This window comes from Pseudomonas sp. GW456-12-10-14-LB2 (assembly GCF_002884345.1).
GTDB lineage: Bacteria > Pseudomonadota > Gammaproteobacteria > Pseudomonadales > Pseudomonadaceae > Aquipseudomonas > Aquipseudomonas paraglycinae.
Map to the genome: position 1 here is coordinate 1 of NZ_POHV01000023.1, position 20,546 is coordinate 20,546.

General features: G+C 60.7%; 15 protein-coding genes, 4 tRNA genes and 1 pseudogene. 17 read left to right on the forward strand and 3 right to left on the reverse strand.

All coding sequences use genetic code 11. The features are described from left to right. The first annotated feature begins 113 nt into the window (after positions 1-113). The 11 genes and pseudogenes from C1X29_RS16990 (at position 114) to C1X29_RS17040 (ending at position 7,858) form a co-directional block, all read left to right on the forward strand. Positions 114-189: transfer RNA gene (locus C1X29_RS16990), tRNA-Ala, on the forward strand. Between the two features lie 79 nt (positions 190-268). After that, positions 269-344 (forward strand) — tRNA-Glu (locus C1X29_RS16995). Between the two features lie 53 nt (positions 345-397). Further along, a tRNA-Ala gene (locus C1X29_RS17000) sits at positions 398-473 on the forward strand. Positions 474-551: 78 nt separating this feature from the next. Beyond that, positions 552-627: transfer RNA gene (locus C1X29_RS17005), tRNA-Glu, on the forward strand. Positions 628-810: 183 nt separating this feature from the next. Continuing rightward, positions 811-1,350 (forward strand): TetR/AcrR family transcriptional regulator, encoded by a 540-nt coding sequence (locus C1X29_RS17010; RefSeq protein ID WP_007956432.1) that lies wholly within the window; start codon positions 811-813, stop codon positions 1,348-1,350. A gap of 30 nt (positions 1,351-1,380) precedes the next feature. After that, entirely contained in the window at positions 1,381-2,214 is an 834-nt protein-coding gene (locus tag C1X29_RS17015; RefSeq protein ID WP_102687000.1) for an alpha/beta fold hydrolase, read from the forward strand. Between the two features lie 47 nt (positions 2,215-2,261). Continuing rightward, a complete protein-coding gene (locus C1X29_RS17020) occupies positions 2,262-2,723 on the forward strand; it encodes a thioesterase family protein (protein ID WP_102717958.1) in 462 nt (153 codons plus the stop codon). Between the two features lie 35 nt (positions 2,724-2,758). Further along, entirely contained in the window at positions 2,759-3,718 is a 960-nt protein-coding gene (locus C1X29_RS17025) for a tRNA-dihydrouridine synthase (RefSeq protein WP_102717959.1), read from the forward strand. 121 nt (positions 3,719-3,839) lie between these two features. Continuing rightward, positions 3,840-4,283, forward strand: a complete 444-nt coding sequence (locus C1X29_RS17030) for an Hsp20 family protein (protein WP_011333344.1) — start codon at positions 3,840-3,842, stop codon at positions 4,281-4,283. Positions 4,284-4,469: 186 nt separating this feature from the next. Then, a pseudogene (locus C1X29_RS17035) lies at positions 4,470-5,165 on the forward strand (DUF1266 domain-containing protein). After that, positions 5,162-7,858, forward strand: a complete 2,697-nt coding sequence (locus C1X29_RS17040; protein ID WP_102717960.1) for a J domain-containing protein — start codon at positions 5,162-5,164, stop codon at positions 7,856-7,858. The pseudogene C1X29_RS17035 and the gene C1X29_RS17040 overlap by 4 nt, the downstream one beginning before the upstream one ends. On the opposite strand, the gene C1X29_RS17045 is transcribed toward C1X29_RS17040, so the two are convergent. The 3 genes from C1X29_RS17045 to C1X29_RS17055 all read right to left on the reverse strand — a co-directional run bounded on the left by C1X29_RS17045 (position 7,855) and on the right by C1X29_RS17055 (position 13,892). After that, positions 7,855-9,546: a molecular chaperone HscC gene (locus C1X29_RS17045; RefSeq protein WP_102687004.1), complete on the reverse strand. Its 1,692-nt coding sequence runs from the start codon at positions 9,544-9,546 to the stop codon at positions 7,855-7,857. The genes C1X29_RS17040 and C1X29_RS17045 overlap by 4 nt on opposite strands. 108 nt (positions 9,547-9,654) lie before the next feature. Next, positions 9,655-12,933 carry a bifunctional diguanylate cyclase/phosphodiesterase gene (locus tag C1X29_RS17050; protein ID WP_085747835.1) on the reverse strand — a complete coding sequence of 1,093 codons (3,279 nt, stop codon included), beginning with the start codon at positions 12,931-12,933 and terminating at the stop codon, positions 9,655-9,657. Between the two features lie 68 nt (positions 12,934-13,001). Next, positions 13,002-13,892: a LysR family transcriptional regulator gene (locus C1X29_RS17055; protein ID WP_007956444.1), complete on the reverse strand. Its 891-nt coding sequence runs from the start codon at positions 13,890-13,892 to the stop codon at positions 13,002-13,004. 140 nt (positions 13,893-14,032) lie between these two features. Here C1X29_RS17055 and leuC point away from each other — a divergent pair, with 140 nt between their 5' ends. From leuC to C1X29_RS17085, 6 genes are all read left to right on the forward strand, one after another. Next, positions 14,033-15,451 carry a 3-isopropylmalate dehydratase large subunit gene (gene leuC / locus C1X29_RS17060; RefSeq protein ID WP_011333350.1) on the forward strand — a complete coding sequence of 473 codons (1,419 nt, stop codon included), beginning with the start codon at positions 14,033-14,035 and terminating at the stop codon, positions 15,449-15,451. A gap of 11 nt (positions 15,452-15,462) precedes the next feature. Beyond that, positions 15,463-16,107: a 3-isopropylmalate dehydratase small subunit gene (gene leuD, locus C1X29_RS17065; protein ID WP_007956446.1), complete on the forward strand. Its 645-nt coding sequence runs from the start codon at positions 15,463-15,465 to the stop codon at positions 16,105-16,107. A gap of 35 nt (positions 16,108-16,142) precedes the next feature. Next, positions 16,143-16,907, forward strand: a complete 765-nt coding sequence (locus tag C1X29_RS17070; RefSeq protein WP_102717961.1) for a class I SAM-dependent methyltransferase — start codon at positions 16,143-16,145, stop codon at positions 16,905-16,907. A 69-nt stretch (positions 16,908-16,976) separates the two neighbouring features. Further along, positions 16,977-18,059: a 3-isopropylmalate dehydrogenase gene (leuB, locus tag C1X29_RS17075; RefSeq protein ID WP_085655206.1), complete on the forward strand. Its 1,083-nt coding sequence runs from the start codon at positions 16,977-16,979 to the stop codon at positions 18,057-18,059. Positions 18,060-18,125: 66 nt separating this feature from the next. Then, positions 18,126-19,238 carry an aspartate-semialdehyde dehydrogenase gene (gene asd / locus C1X29_RS17080; protein WP_003226428.1) on the forward strand — a complete coding sequence of 371 codons (1,113 nt, stop codon included), beginning with the start codon at positions 18,126-18,128 and terminating at the stop codon, positions 19,236-19,238. A gap of 193 nt (positions 19,239-19,431) precedes the next feature. Next, positions 19,432-20,442 (forward strand): aspartate-semialdehyde dehydrogenase, encoded by a 1,011-nt coding sequence (locus C1X29_RS17085; protein WP_102717962.1) that lies wholly within the window; start codon positions 19,432-19,434, stop codon positions 20,440-20,442. The last annotated feature ends 104 nt before the right edge of the window (positions 20,443-20,546 follow it).

The window sequence follows — 20,546 nt, forward strand, 5'->3', positions numbered from 1 at the left end:
GTAAGTGATTGTAATGCCGACAAAAAATTTTGAATTTTTTCAAAAATAAGTTTGACAGCCTTTCGATACGCCCTTAAGATTCGCCCCGTCCTCAGCGATGACATCAACGATGAGGGGCTATAGCTCAGCTGGGAGAGCGCTTGCATGGCATGCAAGAGGTCGACGGTTCGATCCCGTCTAGCTCCACCAATTTACACTTCGAAGCCTGGCCACACCGGCTTCGAAGCGATCAACACTCAGCGTTGATCAGTTGTATAGAAGGGTTTGCGTCCCCTTCGTCTAGTGGCCTAGGACACCGCCCTTTCACGGCGGTAACAGGGGTTCGAGTCCCCTAGGGGACGCCAGTTTTACAGAAGCGATGTTGCAAGATGTCGCTCCGCCGAGAGGCGAAAAATCCGGGGCTATAGCTCAGCTGGGAGAGCGCCTGCATGGCATGCAGGAGGTCAGCGGTTCGATCCCGCTTAGCTCCACCAATTTACAGTTCAAGGTCTGGCCACACCGGCCTTGAATCGATCAGTACTCAGCGCTGATCATTTGTATAGAAGGTTTGTGTCCCCTTCGTCTAGTGGCCTAGGACACCGCCCTTTCACGGCGGTAACAGGGGTTCGAGTCCCCTAGGGGACGCCACGATTACCCGCTCTGCGGGATTTTATAAGGGTCATTCAATTATTGAATGGCCCTTTTGTTTGTCTGGCGTTTGGCCAAATCCTCTTTTTCCTTAACACTGTGCTTCAGACCAGCGGTCACGCTTGTGACTTGCGGAATATTATTATGAGAATAATATTGCTATCGTAATATTCGGAGGCGACGATGAACGACAAGAAAGCTCAAACCCGCGAACGCATTCTCAAGGCCGCCAGCGCTGCACTGATCCAGCGCGGCCCGGCTGAACCGAGCGTGGGCGAAGTGATGGGTGCAGCCGGCCTGACCGTCGGTGGCTTCTACGCCCACTTCGAAAGCAAGGACGCAATGATGCTTGAGGCGTTCAAGCAATTGCTCGGTCGCCGTCGCGACCTGATTGCCGACATGGACAGCGAGCTGACCGGTGAAGAGCGCCGCGCCCTGGTGGCGGCGTTCTACCTGTCGCGCAAGCATCGCGATTCCAGCGATTCGGCCTGCCCGATTCCGGCCTCCATCGGCGAGCTTGGGCGGCTGCCGGAAGAATTCCGCATAGCGCTGAACGAGCACCTGGAACTGATGATTGCGCAGTTGGCTTCAAGCCCTGAAGACATCGATAAAGCGTTGGCCGACGTGGCCTTGATGGTAGGTGGTCTGGCGCTCTCAAGGGCGTTGGGCCCAGGTGATTTATCCGATCGATTGCTGCGCGCTGCCAAGTCGGCGGTGCGTTGACCTGAAGGCTACAAGCCCGAGGAGAGAGCGATGAGCACGTTGAAGTGGGTTCGCGGCGTTAATGGCACCTTGGGCTGGTTCGCACCGAAACTGGTGGCGAGCAAAATGCGGCTGGCGTTCATGACGCCGCGCGCGAATGCACCGCGGGACTGGGAACTGCCGCTGCTGGCCAAATCCGAGCGCATTACCTTGCGTTTCGGTCTCTCGGCCCTGCGTTGGGGGCAAGGCCCGACTGTCTTGCTGATGCACGGTTGGGAAGGGCGGCCCACCCAGTTTGCTGCATTGATCACTGCGCTGGTCGAAGCGGGCTACACCGTAGTCGCGCTTGATGGTCCGGCCCACGGCCGCTCGCCGGGGCGTGAAGCCAATGTCGTGCTGTTCGCTCGTGCGATGCTTGAGGCCGCTGCCGAATTACCACCGCTGCAAGCGGTCATCGGCCACTCCATGGGCGGCGCCAGCGCCATGCTCGCTGTGCAACTGGGGTTGCGTACCGAGACCTTGGTGAGCATTGCCGCTCCGGCGCGAATTCTTGGTGTTTTGCGCGGATTTGCCCGCTACGTCGGCATGCCACCCAGAGCTCGTTCCGCGTTCATTCGCGAGGTTGAACAGGACGTCGGCATGCGCGCCGCCACCCTCGATGTCGCCCACTATCAACTGGATATACCGGGCCTGATCGTGCATGCCGAAGACGACACTTTCGTTTCGGTCAAGGAATCCCAACTGATCCACGAATCCTGGTTCGACAGTCGCTTGCTGCGTCTGGAAGCCGGCGGCCATCAGCGCGTACTGGCCGACCCTCGGGTGATTGATGGCGTGTTATCACTGCTGGCCGGGCGCAGCCTTCAGGCGCGGCAATCGGCCTAGTCATCCGTTACACTGCCCCGGTTGAATCATTTGACCGGGAGTAGGGCATGGGCTGGGATCGGGCAACGCCGTTTACCATTGATCTGCAAGTGGGCGCCGAGGACATCGACGGGCTGGGCCACGCCAACAACGCGGTCTACGTGACCTGGCTCGAGCGCTGCGCCTGGCGCCACTCGCAGCGTCTGGGTCTGGATCTGGTCGAGTACCGGCGTCTGGATCGGGCGATGGCCGTTGTGCGCCACGAAATCGATTACCTGGCCGCCGCCTATGAAGGCGACGAGCTGCAACTGGCGACCTGGATCGTCGATTGGGATCAGCGCCTGAAAATGACCCGTCACTTCCAGTTGATTCGCCCCAGCGACAACACCACGCTGCTGCGCGCCCAGACCACCTTCGTCTGCATCGAGCTGTCCACCGGCAGGCCCAAGCGCATGCCCGCCGAGTTCATCGACGGCTACGGCCCGGCCATCCAGACAGCGGACATGGGTTTAACCCGCGAAACCCAGTAAACTGCCGCACGTTTTTCCTTGAGTGTGTGTTTCCCATGCAAATTGCTCTGGCGCCGATGGAAGGGTTGGTCGACGACATCCTGCGCGATGTCCTGACCCGTGTCGGCGGTATTGACTGGTGCGTGACCGAGTTCATTCGGGTCAACGATCAGTTGCTGACCCCGGCCTATTTCCACAAGTTCGGCCCTGAACTGCTCAACGGTGCGCGCACCGCTTCCGGCGTGCCACTGCGCGTGCAATTGCTCGGATCCGATCCGATGTGCCTGGCAGAAAACGCGGCGCTGGCCTGCGAGCTCGGTTCTGAAGTGATCGACCTGAACTTCGGTTGTCCGGCAAAAACGGTCAACAAATCCCGTGGCGGTGCGGTGCTGCTCAAGGAGCCGGAACTGCTCAACCGGATCGTCGAACACGTGCGTCGTGCCGTTCCTGCACACATTCCGGTTACCGCCAAGATGCGCCTGGGTTTCGACAGCCCGGACGGCTCGCTGGTCTGCGCCACGGCGCTGGCCGAGGGCGGTGCCGAGCACATCGTGGTTCACGCCCGGACCAAGGTCGACGGCTACAAGCCGCCAGCGCATTGGGAATGGATCCCGCGCGTGCAGGACGTGGTCAAGGTGCCGGTGTTTGCCAATGGCGACATCTGGAGCGTCGAAGACTGGCGCCGCTGCCGGGAAATCAGCGGCGTCGAAGACATCATGCTCGGTCGTGGTCTGGTGTCGCGTCCGGATCTGGCCAGGCAGATCGCCGCCGCCCGTGCCGGCGAGGACGTCGTCGAGATGACCTGGACCGAACTGATGCCGCTGATCCAGGACTTCTGGCTGCAAGCCAAAGCACAAATGACCGCGCGCCAATCGCCGGGCCGTTTGAAGCAGTGGTTGGCCATGTTGACCCGCAATTATCCCGAAGCCGTTGAGCTTTTTACCGTGCTGCGCCGGGAGACCGAGCCGGATCAGGTCTCGCGTTTGCTGGGTTTGCCGGTCGCCGAAGCCGCCTGAAAAAAATCTTCAAACGATCTCTTGAAAACAAAACGCAGGTCCCTATCTAAGGGTTACGCGATGCCGAATTCGGGTCGCGGAGACAAAAAAACTTGCTGATTGTTTTCAGGAGATTTGAATCATGAGTACTGCATTTTCCCTCGCTCCACTGTTCCGTTCTTCGGTGGGTTTCGACCGTTTCAACGACCTGTTCGAAACCGCTCTGCGCAACGAGCCAGGCAGCACCTATCCGCCTTACAACGTGGAAAAACACGGTGACGATCAATACCGCATCGTCGTGGCGGCGGCCGGTTTCCAGGAAGAAGACCTGGAACTGCAAGTCGAGAAAGGCGTGCTGACCATCAGTGGCGGCAAGCGTGATGCCAACGAAGGCGTCACGTTTCTGCACCAGGGCATTGCCCAGCGTGCATTCAAGTTGTCCTTCCGTCTGGCCGATCACATCGAGATCAAGGCCGCCGGCCTCAGCAACGGTCTATTGAGCATCGACCTGTTGCGAGTGATTCCGGAAGAGGCGAAAGCCAAGCGCATCCCGATCAACGGAGCGCAGCCGGCTCTGCAACACTGAGTCACTTGCAGAAACAAATCGTCTGAACGGGCGATAAGCCGCTGAATGAAGGCCCCGATACGTCGGGGCCTTTTTTGTGGGCGCAAGAAAATGGCTGTTCGACTTTGCCGCCAGCGGCGGTTTCTCTACAATCCGCCGCAGTTTTGCCGACCCCCATCCTTATCGGTCGGCCTGGAGCCTTTTTTCATGGACGATATTCAACAGCGCTGGCTGTGCGCCCTTTCTGCGCCAATGGCAGCGCTCAACACCGGCGCCGGGTATGACGACCCTGCCTTCTGCGACGACCGCTATATCGACCTGAAAGGCAGCTGGGGAATCGATGACCGGCGACAATTGTTCGACATGCTTCAATGGATGACGGACGACGGACATGCCAAGCACCTGAGTGGCGCCTATTCGGCGTGGCAACGTTGTCTGCCGAATGAATGGCAACGCCTGCTCGAAGAGCTGAGCCCTCGCGAGCGTGTTCTGCATGAGTTTGCCAGTCGCACTTTTGGCGGTTGTGGTCCCGGAGGAATTTTGTCCTGGGACTACGGGCGGATGGGATTTCTCCTACGTTGCGCGGTGCGCAATCAGTGGATTGATCTGGCCGAAAGCAACTGGCTGCACAGTCGTTTGGCCGTCAGGGCGCAGTTTCACTAGGGTAACTGGATGTCCTACTTCAATGGCTTTGTTGTGGGTCGCAGCTTTTGGTGCTGCCTGAACACAAGCGACGACGAGTTAGCCTGGGAGTTGGAGCGGCAGGGGGACAGTGCTCATAACCTGCGAATCACCCGCGGCCTCGCCCAGAACATCCCGCACTTTCTGGCCGACCTGCCCTGGCACATGGAAATTGATGCGTTACCCCGTCCGGCATCGCTCAAGGAGTTCGACTGGTCATGAGTTGCTGGATTCGCCTGGGCATCGAGCCCACCTCCGACGAAACCCGGATTCGTGATGCCTACCGCGCACGTTTGCCGTCGCATCATCCGGAAACCGATCCGGAAGGTTTTCAGGCGCTGCGTATGGCCTACGAAAACGCGTTGCGTCTGGCGCGGGAAGGCGAGGAAGAAGCGCCCGAGGAAGAAACTGAAGATTCAGGGCAGGAGGATGTCGAGGTCCCGCAGGCGTTCGTGGATTTCTGCGAATTACTTGACGATCCCGCGCGGCGGTTCAATGTCGGGGCATGGCAGGCATTTGTCCGGGCGCTGGATGAGCTGTCGCTGGAACAGCTCGATGAACTCAGTTGGGGGCTCTACCACCGGATGGCCGATGCCGGCCCGCTGTCTTACCGCTGCGCGAATTTGTTGGCCAAGCGTTTGGCCTGGCATCAGCAGTTACTGGATCTGGAATTCAACGACGCGCATCGGGTGGAAGCCTTTTTGCAGCGAATCGAAACGCCTGACCCGTTCGATACCGATCTGATGAGCGCCTGGTCAGTGGCTGCGCAAACCGAAACACTCTGGTACGCCCGCAGCCTCGACTTTATTTTCACCCAGCGTCCCCTCCATGAATTCGCCGACTTCGCCAGCCAGCACACCTGTCTGCCGTTGCCGGATGATGCTGTGTTCATGAAACGTTTACTGGTGCAGTTCACCCAAGCGGGCATCGGTGCACCGATATTTTTGCAGTGCTGTGTCGAAAAACAGCTGGAAGCACCGGATGACGTCGACTGGCTTTACCTGTTGGCGTGTCAGAGCAGTCTGCTGGGGCGGGACGATCAGGCATTGCCGTGCTGGATCAGGCTGTGGAACGAGTTCCGCCATCCTATGGCCGAAAGTCGTCTGCTGGAATTGTGCGCCAAGCGGCAACCGACTTTTCTGCCTCTGCTGATTCAGGCGTTCGATTGTCTGGGCGATTTCTCCGAGTGGCCTGCGGATCTCGGGGATGACGCGCAGGTATACGGCAGTCCGTCACAACGCCCCGAGACGCTGAACCGTTGGTTGGGTGTTGGACGGTTGAAGCTCGATAGCCTGGCGCAAAGTTTTGTCGATTGGCGCATGACAGGCGATGAACTCCCGTTGCTTGCCCAACTGCTGGGTGAGAATGCCGACAGCAGGCTGCTGCAACTGTACCGGCATGCCTGGGCGCTGCATCGCGGTGATGCGGTCTTGCTGCAGCGGATTCTGGATCAGCCGCTCCCGGTCGATGCGCTTGAATGCCTGGTGTTGAGCGGGTTCAAAGTTCAGGCCGGACAACATCTGCGCTGGTTGGGGAATGCGCCGATTGCGCAGGCTATGAGCGTATTCAGCGAAGCGGATTCAATATCGCAGCAATTGCCGCAGGCACTGACAACAGGCGAGCTGCACAAGGTCTGTCGTCTGTGGCTGCGTCGCTTGCGGCCCTACAGTGACACCGCCCTGGAGCGCATCGCAGAAGCGTTCAAATTGGGCGCCGTCAAAGACGACTGTGACTTGTCCGAGCTCGATCTGCTCCTTCAGTTGAGCCGTCGCGGGATAGGGTTGCCGCCGGTGGGGCTGGGCGAGGCTGCCTGGGAGTGGCACGCTCAAACCGTGTTTTTGCTGGCGTTGCTGGATCAGCCGGAGCGCTGGCTGCCAATGATCGATGGGCAGTGCCTGGAGCGTCTGCCGTTCAGTCCGGCTCATCCTTTGAGTCGACTGCAGCCACTGTTGCGGCGGTTGCAACGCGAGCAAGGCAATTGCGACGGTTTACTGGGCTGGCTGCAAGGCAATGATCCGGTGCACGGCTTGTTGGTGCAGCAATTGTTCAGCGTGCAGCAGGCACTCGACAGCGCCCGATTGCCTGCCAATACCCTGCTTTACACCTGCATCGAGAGCGACCGCGCTGCGTGTGGCGACGATCTGTTGGGGCTGTTGATGTTCTGGGGCGTGCTCTATCACGACCCGAGCCTGAGCGCCGAGCAGCATCGTGCCTTGCTGCAGTCCATCGCGGCAGTCAGTTGCGAGGATGACTGGTTCGAAGGGTTTCGTGACGGCTTGATCAAGGGCGAGCCGGTGTGGCCGCCGCGCAAGGTGTTGACGGATTTTGGGGTCGACAAACTGTTGGCATACGAAGCCCTCGATTCGCTCAAGGCCATGGTGCGCTATGGCGCTGCCGGAGTGCCGAAAACGCGAGTGCTGCGCCAATTGCAGCAGGGCAAGGATGACGTGAAGAACAGTATCGGCTTGCGCCTGGCGCTGTGTGCCTTGCTGTCCTGGTCGGAGCGTTTGATGTTGGCCAAAAGTGATATTCAGCCGGTGCCAGCAGGGGCGATCTGGCGCCTGGGGTCGCGGCTGGGGCGCAAGGCTTTTATCGCCCAGGTCCTGGGATGTGCGGTGATTACGCCGGTGGCAGGATTGATCAGCGGCACCACATTCTTTGGCATTCTGATCCTGTTACTGGGTGTTCTGCTGTTATTCGGCGCCACTCTGCGCCGTTTGCATGATATGGGACGAGGCCTGCCCACATTGCTGATATTCATGGCCTTGTCGCCGGTCTTGCCCTTCCTGCCGCTGCTGCTGTTCGGCTTTCCCGGTGACAAGTTGCCCAACCAGTACGGGGCACCACCGGACAGCGGCGGTGGTGAAATGCTGTCCGGTGGTTTGCAGGCTGCTCTGCGGCGACTCAACGGTTAGAGGCGCAGTTGGTCCAGCGCCTTGTTGAGCTCTGAGCGGTGGCTGGCGATCTCGGCCGGCTGCTGTCCGCCGAGTACCGTGGTGAAGTTGTGCAGCCACTCGGCAATGTGTTCGCGCTGCGTGCCCAGACTTTGCATCCATGCCCGCTCCAGACGGGCCAGCAGTGTGCGGTTGGGCAATGCGTCGCGTGGATGGACCTTCAGCGTCGACAGACGGTTATGGCTGTCTCTGCGTGCTTGTTCATTCAGCCCGGTGGGACTGCGGTCGATGCTGTGGCTGTGGCGTTCGCCGGTCTGGAGCAGCGTGACGTCGACCTCGAGTAAACCGTTGATGTCGTAACTGAAGCGTACGTCCAACTCCTGAATGTTATCGGTGGGCGTCAAGGTGACATCGAAAGCGTCAATGAGGATGTTGTCACGTACCCACGGCCGCTCACCCTGATAAACGGCAATGCGCAGCAGCTCCTGCCGGGGATGGGTTGTGTGGTAGCGCTCGACCCGTGACGTCGGGATGATGGTGTTGCGTTCGATGATCGGTGAAAAGGCGCCGTCGATGCCTTTGCCACGCATGGTTGCGATGCCCAGCGTATACGGGCAGACATCGGTCAGAATCAGTTCTTCGATCGCACCATCGCGCGCCTTGCAGGCCGCTTGCGTGGCCGCACCCAGTGCAACGAGGGTGTCGGGATCAAGATGTCGGTAGGGCAGGCGTCCGAACAGTGTGGCGACCAACTGTTGTACCGCAGGCATCCGCGTTGCCCCACCGACCAGCACCAGACTGTCGAGATCCCGTGGTTTCAGGCGCGCATCGCGCAGGGCCTGTTCGATCGGCGCGCGCAATCGTGCCAGCAACGGTTCCCAGATCTTCACGGCAGCGGCTTCATCCAGCGACCATTCGTACAGTTCGTCGGCATGGCGCCAGTTCAGCGATTGAGGTCCTTCGCCGAGTTTGCATTTGAGTTGTTCCAGGGCATCGCCCAGGCTGGCCATGCCTTGCGGATCAATCATCGACGGGGTCAGTTGCCAGCTTTTCAGACAGGCATTCAGCAGTGCAGCGGTAAAGTCCTCACCACCCAAAAAGTTGTCACCGGTGGACGCATGCACTTCAATCAGCGGCAACGCATATTCCAGCACCGTGACATCGAACGTCCCGCCGCCCAGATCGAAGATCAGCGTGCGTTCGAATTTTTGCTCGTGCAGGCCATACGCCATTGCAGCGGCGGTTGGCTCGTTGATCAGTCGGGAGACCTTCAGGCCCGCCAGTTCGGCGGCGAACAGGGTGCGTTTGCGTTGCTCGTCACTGAAATACGCCGGTACGGAAATCACTGCTTCAGAAACCGGATGACCGAGAAAGGCTTCGGCGTCCTGCTTGAGTGAGCCCAGCACCAGTGCCGACAATTCTTCCGGGCTGAAGGTTTTGGTGCCGAGTTCGATCTGCCGGTCGCTGCCCATGAATCGCTTGAACGCGGCGGTGGTGCGTTCCGGGTGGGTCGTCAGGCGTGCGCGTGCGGCTTTGCCGACCAGAATGGTCTCGTCTTCATCGAGGCTGACCACCGACGGGGTCAGTACCTCGCCGAGGGCGTTGGGGATCAATCGGGCCTGACCGTCCTGCCAGACGGCGATCAAACTGTTGGTGGTGCCAAGGTCAATGCCCAGCAGGGCCGGGCGGGGGAGGGTTGCATCCTGCATGATCAATCTCGAAACAGCGCGAAAAAACGCGACCCTACAGGTTGCCGCCAACCCTGGCAATTACCGGCCTGGCGACAATGCCTGCGGTAAGCGACCGCAGGTGTCTGGTCATTTCAGCAATCCCTTCAACCCTTCCAGCGGCAACGGCCGACTGTGCAGATAACCCTGATACAAATGACAGCCCAACCCCTGAAGGAAGGCCAGCTGTTCCGGGGTTTCCACGCCTTCGGCGATCACTTCCAGTTCCAGGCTGCGGGCCATGGCGACGATGGCGCGGATGATTTCGGCGTCGTTGGGGTCGGTGGTGGCGTCGCGGATGAACGACTGATCGATCTTCAGCGTGTCCACCGGCAATCGTTTCAGGTAGGTCAGCGATGAATAGCCGGTGCCGAAATCGTCCATGGCGAAACTCACGCCGAGTTTTTTCAGACGACGCATTTTGCTGATGGTGTCTTCCAGATTCTGAATGACGATGCCTTCGGTGATTTCCAGTTTCAGCAAGGAGCAGGGCAGGCCGTGGCTGCTCATGCTGCGCTCGATGCGCTCGACGAAGTCGTTCTGGCGGAACTGCCGGGGGCTGATGTTCACGCACAGGCTGAAGGCCAGAGGGTCGATCAGTTTTTCGGCGATCAATTGCTTGAAGGCTTCGCACGCCTCATCGAGGATCCAGGTGCCGACTTCCAGAATCAGCCCGCTGTCCTCCAGCACCTTGATGAATTCGGTGGGCGATTGCGCGCCGAGTTCCGGGTGATTCCAGCGCACCAGGGCTTCGGCGCCGATGATGCGGTTGTCCCGGGCGTCGATTTGCGGTTGGTAGTGCACGTCGAACTCGCCCCGGGACAGCGCCAGGCGCAGGTCGGTCTCCATGCGCAGCCGTTCGCTGGCCGCCTTTTGCATGGTGTTGTGGTACATCTGCGTGGTGTTGCGCCCCGAATCCTTGGCCCGGTACAGCGCAATATCGGCGCGTTTGAGCAGGTCGGTCGGGGTCGAGCCGTGATCGGGAATCAGCGCCACGCCGATGCTCGGCGTCACTTGCAGGCGCTGGCCGTCGAGGAACATCGGCTCTGACAGCAGTTCGCGAATGGTGTCGGCCAGCTCGCGTACCTGGGCGCTGACTTCGTTGCGCGTGCCTTCCAACCCACTGAGCAACACCACGAATTCATCGCCACCGAGCCGCGCCACTGTGTCTTCCATGCGCACGCTGGCTTCAAGCCGCGCGGTGATGATTTTCAGCACCGTGTCGCCGACCGGGTGCCCCAGCGAGTCATTAATGTGCTTGAAGTGATCCAGATCGAGAAACAGCAGCGCCCCGCGCAGGTTGTGGCGCTTGAGCAGGGCGATCTGCTGGCTCAGGCGATCCATCAGCAGTGCGCGGTTGGGCAGGTTGGTCAGCGGATCGTGATAGGCCAGGTGGCGAATCTGCGCCTCGGCGTTCTTCAGCAGGCTGACGTCCCGGGCGGTGAGCAGCAGGCAGGCGGTTTCGTTGAGAGTGATCGGTTCGACCGAGACTTCCACCGTCAGGATCTCGCCGCGCTTGTTGCGCCCGAGCATTTCCTGATGGTGCACGCGGCCCTTGATCTGCAGCTCGGCGAGCAGTGCCGAGCGTTGTTTTTCCTCGGCCCAGATACCGACCTGATACACGGTTTTGCCCACCACTTCGTCGGCGCGGTAGCCGGTGAGGCGGCAGAAACCGTCGTTGACCTCAAGATAACGTCCGGTGTCGCGCTCGGTGATGGTGATGGCGTCGGGGCTGGAGTGGAACGCCTTGGCGAATTTCTCTTCGCTGGCCTTGAGCGCCGCTTCCGAGCGCTGTTGCTGGGTGATGTCGCGCAGCGTGGTAACGATGCACGGCTGGTTGCCGACGCTGATCTGACGGCTGGAAATCACGCAGGTCAGCGACTGGCCGTCCTTGTGCTGGACGATGATCGCAACATTGCTCAGGCCCTGTTCGCGGATCACCCGTTCGATGCGTTGCAGGCTTTTCGCCGAGGCGTCCCACAGGCCGATTTCTTCGGCGGTGTGGCCGATCACATCGCTGGCGCTCCAGCCGAAGGTTTGGGAGAAACTGGAGTTGATCTCGATGAATTCCCCGGTTTCCTGACGCGTGACGCAGATCGGGTCGGGACTGACCTGGAACAGCGTGGCGAATTTCTCTTCCGAAGCCACCAGCCGTTGCTCGCGTTCAACCTGATCGGTGATGTCCAGCAGGGTGCCGGCCATCCGCAACGGTACGCCGTTGTCGTCGCGATAGAGGCGGGCGCGGCTTTCCAGATAACGCGAGCTGCCGTCGGGCAGTTGTACGCGGTAAGTCAGCTGGTAATTGCCGGCCGGGCCTTCGCGCAGGCTGCGATAGGCGTCGCGCATGCTGTCGCGCTCTTCGCCGGGGACGCCCTCGAAGAACTCTTCGAACGACTCATGGAACGGTTTTGGCTCCAGACCGTGTAATTGCGCAGCGCGGGCCGAGCCATAGAGCATGCCGCTGGGAATGTGCCAGTCCCAGGTGCCGAGCTGCGCCGAATCCAGCGCCAGGTCGAGGCGTTCCTGGCTGTCTTTCAGGGCATGTTCGGCGGCTTTGCGTTCAGTGGTGTCGAGGAAGGTACTGAGCAGGTACGGCTGGCCTTCGAGTTCGACCTTTTGCGCGCTAAGGATGCCGTCGTGGATCTGGCCGTTGCTGGCGCGAAACTGCACCTCCATGCTGATCAGTTCGCCCTTGGCCTTGGTCTTCTTGACCAGCTCGGCCCGTTGCTCGGGATGCACCCACAGGCCCAGTTCCAGGGTGGTGCGACCGATGGCGCTCTGCACCGGCCAGCCGAACAGGCTTTCGAAATACTGGTTGGCCTCGCTGATCAGGCCGTCTTCCTGACGGGTCAGCAGTACCATGTTCGGGCACAGGTGAAACAGTGTCGCAAAACGTTTCTCCGAACTGCTGAGCGCCTGTTCCCGTTGCCGCTGGTGGGTGATTTCGCGGATCACCCCGATCATTCGGGGGCGACCGTGTTTGTCCGGCAACAGGCTTCCGTTGATCTCCAGCCAGTGCAGGCTGCCGTCGGGCCAGCGGATGCGGTGGTGCATCGCCTGTTCCAGCGGCGCACCGGCAATCACCGCGTGGAAGGCGCGGATGGTTTTCGCCCGGTCTTCCGGCGGCAGCAGGTCAAGGTATTCCAGGTCTTCGGGCAGCGGTTGCCGCGGATCGAAGCCGAACAAGGCCTGAGTGCCGCGCGACCAACTGATCTGCCCGCGCTCGATGTCCCAGTACCAGGCGCCGAGGCGGGCACCGTTGAGCGCCGCGAGCAATTGCGGCGCGCTCTCCCAGCTCTGCTCGGATCGCCGTGGATCAATGGCCTGAATACGCGGCATCGGCGGAATACGGTCAACAGATTTCGGCATTGTTAAGGGGCCTTGAGCTGATTTGGGCGTTAGGCACAGGGACGGCAGCTCTATAGGAGTAGCACAAGTTAGCCGAGAGTCCCTGGCAGATCGATTTGAGCGTCCAGCAGGGCCATAAACGCCCGTGCAGCATTCGACAGCGTCCTTTCAGTGTGCAGGATATAGCCTAGCTGGCGACTGAGCTGTATGCCCGGTAAAGGTATGCGCGCCACCTGTTCATCGAGCATCGTGCGCGGCAAAACGCTCCAGGCCAGGCCGATCGACACCATCATCTTGATGGTTTCCAGGTAGTTGGTGCTCATGGCGATGTTCGGCGTCAGGCCCTGAGCCTCGAACAGCCGTTGGACAATATGGTGAGTAAAGGTGTTGCCGCCGGGGAAAACCGCCGGATGGCCGGCAATGTCCGCCAATGTGACGGCGCCGTTGCTTATCAACGAATGTTCCGGGGCGACCACGAAATCCAGCGGGTCATCCCAGACCGGCGTGGCTTTGACCAGCGTATGCGGCTCCGGCGCCAGGGTGATGACCGCCAGTTCCGCCCGGCCATGGAGAATTTCTTCGTAGGCCACTTCCGAGTCGAGGAACTGAATATCCAGCGCCACCTGTGGGTAGCGGCGGGTGTATTCCCTCAATAAGGGCGGCAAGCGGTGCAGGCCGATGTGGTGACTGGTGGCCAAAGTCAGTCGACCGGTGACTTCACCGGTCAGGTTGGTCAGGGCGCGACGGGTGTCATCGAGCACGTTGAGAATCTGGTAAGCCCTTGGCAGCAGGGCCCGGCCCGCCTCGGTCAGGCCTACTTCACGACCGAGCCGGTCGAACAGCCGCACATTCAATTGCTGCTCCAGCCCGGCGATGCGTTTGCTGATCGCCGGTTGCGTCAGGTGCAGCCGTTCACCGGCACCGGAGAAGCTTCCCGTCTCGGCAATCGCGATAAAAGCATTGAGGTTGGCCAGGTCCATGTTTGTATTCCAGTTGGTTATCCAAAGCATAAAAAATATGAATTTGAGTTATTTAATCTAACCCCATAGGATCGGCCTCACAAGCCAAAGGGTTATTGATAAGCCCAGGGCATAGAAACAAGCTGATGAGGAACCGTCTGATGGCCGGCAAAACGCTCTACGACAAGCTCTGGGATTCGCATTTGGTCAAGCAGCGCGACGATGGCTCGGCGCTGATCTATATCGATCGTCACATCATCCACGAAGTGACCTCGCCGCAAGCCTTCGAAGGCCTGCGTCTGGCCGGGCGAAAGCCGTGGCGCATCGATGCCAACATCGCCACCCCGGACCACAACGTACCGACCACCCCGGAGCGCAAGGGTGGCATCGAAGCCATTGCCGACCAGGTCTCGCGTTTGCAGGTTCAGACCCTCGACGACAACTGCGATGAATACGGCATCGTCGAATTCAAGATGAACGACGTGCGTCAGGGCATCGTTCACGTGATCAGCCCGGAGCAGGGCGCGACCTTGCCGGGCATGACCGTGGTCTGCGGCGACTCGCACACCTCGACCCACGGCGCGTTCGGCGCCTTGGCTCACGGGATCGGCACCTCCGAGGTCGAGCACGTGCTCGCTACCCAGTGCCTGGTCGCCAAGAAAATGAAGAACATGCTGGTGCGCGTCGAAGGCCAGTTGCCGTTCGGCGTGACCGCCAAGGACATCGTCCTCGCGGTGATCGGCAAGATCGGCACCGCCGGCGGTAACGGCCATGCCATCGAATTCGCCGGCAGCGCGATCCGCGACCTGTCCATCGAAGGCCGCATGACCATCTGCAACATGTCCATCGAAGCCGGCGCCCGCGTGGGCCTGGTGGCGGCGGACCAGAAGACTGTGGATTACGTCAAGGGTCGTCCTTTCGCACCGAAAGGTGCCGAGTGGGATCTGGCGGTCGAATCCTGGAAAGACCTGGTGTCCGACGCCGACGCGCATTTCGACACCGTGGTCGAGCTCGACGCCACGCAGATCAAGCCGCAGGTCAGCTGGGGCACTTCGCCGGAAATGGTGTTGGCCGTTGATCAGAACGTGCCGGACCCGGCTAAAGAGATGGATCTGGTCAAGCGCGACTCGATCGTCCGCGCCTTGAAATACATGGGTTTGACCGCCAATCAGGCGATCACCGACATTCAGCTCGACCGCGTATTCATCGGTTCCTGCACCAACTCGCGGATCGAAGACTTGCGCGCTGCGGCGGTGATTGCCAAGGGCCGCAAGGTTGCGTCGACCATCAAGCAGGCCATCGTCGTGCCGGGCTCGGGTCTGGTAAAGGCGCAGGCCGAGGCCGAAGGTCTGGACAAGATCTTCCTCGAAGCCGGTTTCGAATGGCGCGAGCCGGGTTGCTCGATGTGTCTGGCGATGAACCCGGACCGTCTGGAGTCCGGCGAACATTGCGCCTCGACCTCCAACCGTAACTTCGAAGGCCGTCAGGGCGCCGGTGGCCGTACCCACCTCGTCAGCCCGGCCATGGCCGCTGCGGCGGCGGTGAACGGTCGTTTCATCGACGTTCGTGAATTGATCTAAAGGAGCGCAGCATGAAAGCTTTTACCCAGCACACTGGTCTCGTCGCGCCTCTGGATCGTGCCAACGTCGACACCGACCAGATCATTCCGAAGCAGTTTCTGAAGTCGATCAAGCGCACCGGTTTCGGTCCGAACCTGTTCGACGAGTGGCGTTACCTCGATGTGGGTCAGCCCTATCAGGACAACTCCAAGCGTCCACTGAACAAGGAATTCGTGCTCAACGCCGAGCGTTATCAAGGCGCCAGCGTGTTGCTGGCCCGCGAGAACTTCGGTTGCGGCTCCAGCCGTGAACACGCGCCATGGGCGCTGGAAGAGTACGGTTTCCGCAGCATCATCGCGCCGAGCTATGCCGACATCTTCTTCAACAACAGCTTCAAGAACGGCTTGCTGCCGATCATCCTGAGCGACGCCGAAGTCGACGAGCTGTTCAAGCAGGTCGAAGCCGCGCCGGGCTATCAGTTGCAGATCGATCTGCACGAGCAGACCGTCACCAGCCCGAACGGCAAGGTCTACCGCTTCGAGATCGACGCCTTCCGCAAACACTGCCTGCTCAACGGCCTGGACGACATCGGCCTGACCCTGCAGGACGGCGATGCGATTGCCGCGTTTGAAGCCAAGCATCGCGCGAGCCAGCCGTGGTTGTTCCGCGACGCGTGAATCTGAAAGGTTGAAACCCAGAAAAGGACGTACCCATGACCAGCACCGCCCACAGTCAGGTTGTACAAAAGCAATTCGGTGAACAGGCCGCCGCCTACCTGAGCAGCGCCGTTCACGCTCAAGGCACTGAATTTGCGCTGCTGCAGGCTGAGCTGGCGGGGCAGGGCGAGGCTCGGGTGCTGGACCTGGGTTGCGGCGCCGGGCACGTGAGTTTTCACGTCGCCCCGTTGGTGAAAGAAGTGGTGGCGTACGACCTGTCGCAGCAGATGCTCGACGTGGTCGCCGCCGCTGCCGTTGATCGCGGCTTGAGCAACGTGTCCACGGTCAAGGGCGCCGCCGAGCGCCTGCCGTTCGCCGATGGCGAGTTCGACTTCGTGTTCAGCCGTTATTCGGCGCACCATTGGAGCGATCTCGGCGTGGCCTTGCGCGAAGTGCGCCGGGTGCTGAAACCGGGCGGCGTGGCGGCGTTCATCGATGTACTGTCGCCGGGCAGTCCGCTGTTCGACACCTATTTGCAGAGCGTCGAAGTGCTGCGCGACACCAGCCATGTCCGCGATTATTCGGCCGGTGAGTGGTTGCGCCAGGTCAGCGAGGCTGGTCTGCACACCCGCAGCACCACGCGTCAGCGCCTGCGTCTGGAGTACAACAGCTGGGTCGAGCGCATGCGCACACCCGAAGTGATGCGCGCCGCGATCCGCCAGTTGCAGCAATCGATGGGCAACGAAGTGCGCGAATATTTTGAGATTGAAGCCGATGGTTCGTTCAGTACAGATGTACTGGTGCTCTGGGCTGAAAAGTAATCCTGAAACGATAAGTATTTTTCCGGGCGCGCCAGTCGATGGCGCACCGACTGAAGACACGAGGAAAGCATGAGCAAGCAGATTCTGATTCTCCCAGGCGACGGTATTGGTCCGGAAATCATGGCCGAAGCGGTCAAGGTGCTGGAGCTGGCCAACGACAAGTACAGCCTGGGCTTCGAGCTGAGCCATGACGTGATCGGTGGCGCCGCCATCGACAAGCACGGCGTGCCGCTGGCCGACGAAACCCTCGACCGCGCTCGCGCTGCCGATGCCGTTCTGCTGGGCGCCGTGGGCGGCCCGAAATGGGACACCATCGAACGTGACATCCGCCCTGAACGCGGCCTGCTGAAAATCCGCGCGCAACTGGGCCTGTTCGGCAACCTGCGTCCGGCGATCCTGTACCCGCAACTGGCCGACGCTTCGAGCCTGAAGCCGGAAATCGTTGCCGGCCTGGACATCCTGATCGTCCGTGAGCTGACCGGCGGCATCTACTTCGGCGCGCCGCGCGGTACCCGTACTCTGGAAAACGGCGAGCGCCAGTCTTACGACACGCTGCCGTACAGCGAAAGCGAAATCCGCCGTATCGCCCGTGTCGGTTTCGACATGGCCCGCGTGCGTGGCAAGAAACTGTGCTCGGTGGACAAGGCCAACGTACTGGCGTCCAGCCAACTGTGGCGTGAAGTGGTCGAGCAGGTCGCCAAGGATTACCCGGACGTCGAGCTGAGCCACATGTATGTCGACAACGCCGCGATGCAACTGGTGCGTGCACCGAAGCAGTTCGACGTGATCGTCACCGACAACATGTTCGGCGACATCCTGTCCGACGAAGCGTCGATGCTCACCGGCTCCATCGGCATGCTGCCGTCGGCCTCGCTGGATGCCAACAACAAGGGCATGTACGAGCCTTGCCACGGTTCGGCGCCGGACATCGCGGGCAAAGGCATCGCCAACCCGCTGGCGACCATTCTGTCGGTATCGATGATGCTGCGTTACAGCTTCAACCTGCACGAAGCGGCGGATGCCATCGAGAAAGCGGTCAGCGTGGTGCTGGATCAGGGTCTGCGCACCGGCGACATCTTTTCGACCGGTTGCACTAAAGTCGGTACGCAGGAAATGGGTGACGCAGTAGTCGCCGCGCTGCGGAATCTGTAATCTCTCGGGCCCGCTGCGAAATTCAATACAAAGCAGCGGCCCACTTTTCAAGAAGGTGTAGTTGCGATGAAACGTGTAGGTCTGATCGGTTGGCGCGGCATGGTCGGTTCCGTGCTCATGCAGCGGATGCTGGAAGAGCAGGATTTCGATCTTATCGAGCCGGTGTTTTTCACCACTTCCAATGTCGGTGGCCAAGGCCCGTCCGTGGGCAAGGACATTGCTCCGCTCAAGGACGCTTACAGCATTGAAGAGCTGAAGACCCTCGACGTGATCCTGACCTGCCAGGGCGGCGACTACACCAGCGAAGTATTCCCGAAGCTGCGCGAAGCCGGCTGGCAGGGTTACTGGATCGACGCGGCCTCGAGCCTGCGGATGAACGACGACGCCGTCATCATCCTCGACCCGGTCAACCGCAAGGTCATCGACCAGCAGCTCGACGCGGGCACCAAGAACTACATCGGCGGCAACTGCACCGTCAGCCTGATGCTGATGGGCCTGGGCGGTCTGTTCGAGGCCGGTCTGGTCGAGTGGATGAGTGCCATGACCTATCAGGCGGCCTCCGGTGCCGGCGCGCAGAACATGCGTGAACTGATCAAGCAGATGGGCGCGACCCATGCCGCTGTCGCCGATCAACTGGCCGATCCTGCCAGCGCGATCCTCGACATCGACCGTCGTGTGGCCGAAGCCATGCGCAGCGACGCGTACCCGACCGAAAACTTCGGCGTACCGCTGGCCGGCAGCCTGATCCCGTGGATCGACAAGGAACTGCCGAACGGCCAGAGCCGCGAAGAGTGGAAGGCCCAGGCCGAGACCAACAAGATCCTCGGTCGCTTCAAGAGCCCGATCCCGGTCGACGGCATCTGCGTGCGCATCGGCGCCATGCGTTGCCACAGCCAGGCGCTGACCATCAAGCTGAACAAAGACGTGCCGATCGCCGACATCGAAGGGCTGATCAGCCAGCACAACCCTTGGGTCAAACTGGTGCCGAACAACCGCGATATCAGCATGCAGGAGCTGAGCCCGACGAAAGTCACCGGCACCCTGAACGTACCGGTTGGTCGTCTGCGCAAGCTGAACATGGGTTCGCAGTTCGTCGGTGCTTTCACCGTCGGCGACCAACTGCTGTGGGGCGCGGCCGAACCGCTGCGTCGCATGCTGCGGATCCTGCTTGAGCGTTGATCGCTTGATGCAATGAGAGAACCCGCGCCTCGCAAGAGGCGCGGGTTTTTTTGTACCTGTTGATCGTTCCCATGCTCTGCGTGGGAATGCAGCCATGGACGCTCCGCGTCCGCTCTTCGCGGCGGGCGCGAATTGCCTGCGTGCGACTCACCCGGTAAAGTGCCGCTCCCCCCGTTTCGCCAGAGGTAGCAACATGACCCAGACCCTTGATATTGCCGTGATCGGCGCCACCGGTACTGTCGGCGAAACCCTCGTGCAGATTCTCGAAGAGCGCGACTTCCCGGTGGGCATGTTGCACCTGCTGGCCAGCAGCGAATCCGCCGGCAGCTCGGTGCTGTTTCGCAACAAGAACGTGCGCGTGCGTGAAGTCGACGAGTTCGATTTCAGCAAGGTCAAGCTGGCGTTCTTCGCCGCCGGCCCGGCCATTACTCTGAGTTACGCCGCCCGCGCTCACGCGGCAGGTTGCTCGCTGGTCGACTTGTCCGGCGCCTTGCCGGCGGATCAGGCGCCGCAAGTGGTGCCGGAAGCCAATGCCGCTGTGCTGGCCGGTTTGAAAGTACCGTTCCAGGTCAGCAGTCCGAGCCCGTCGGCCACCACATTGGCCGTGGTGCTGGCGCCGCTGCTCGATCTGATCGAGCTGCAATACGTGCATGTCACCGCCAATCTGGCGGTTTCCGCCCAGGGCCGCGAAGCCGTGACCGAGCTGGCGCGCCAGACCGCCGAGTTGTTGAACATGCGTCCGCTGGAGCCGACATTCTTCGACCGGCAGATGGCTTTCAACCTGCTGGCTCAGGTCGGCACGCCCGACGCGCAAGGCCATACGCTGCTGGAAAAACGTCTGGTGCGCGAGCTGCGTCAGGTGCTGGCCAAGCCTTTATTAAAGATTTCCGCAACTTGCGTTCAAGCCCCGGTGTTTTTTGGCGATAGCTTTAGCGTGACCTTGCAGTCAGCGAGCGCGGTCGACCTGGAAAAGGTCAACGCCGCGCTTGAAGAGGCCGAGGGCATCGAGCTGGTCGAGGCCGGCGATTATCCGACCGCCGTCGGTGACGCGGTGGGGCAGGACGTGGTCTACGTCGGGCGGGTGCGTGCCGGTGTCGACGAACCGTCGGAACTTAATCTGTGGTTGACGTCAGATAACGTACGCAAAGGTGCGGCCCTCAATGCCGTGCAGGTCGCCGAGTTGTTGATAAAAGGCCTGCTGTAAAAGATACTTGGCAACAATTTGTCGACTGATTCTAGGCGAGCGCTATGCTTGGCCGGAGCACTCGATGACGTGTCACCCTCCGGGACTTTCCGGGGCATCAAAGA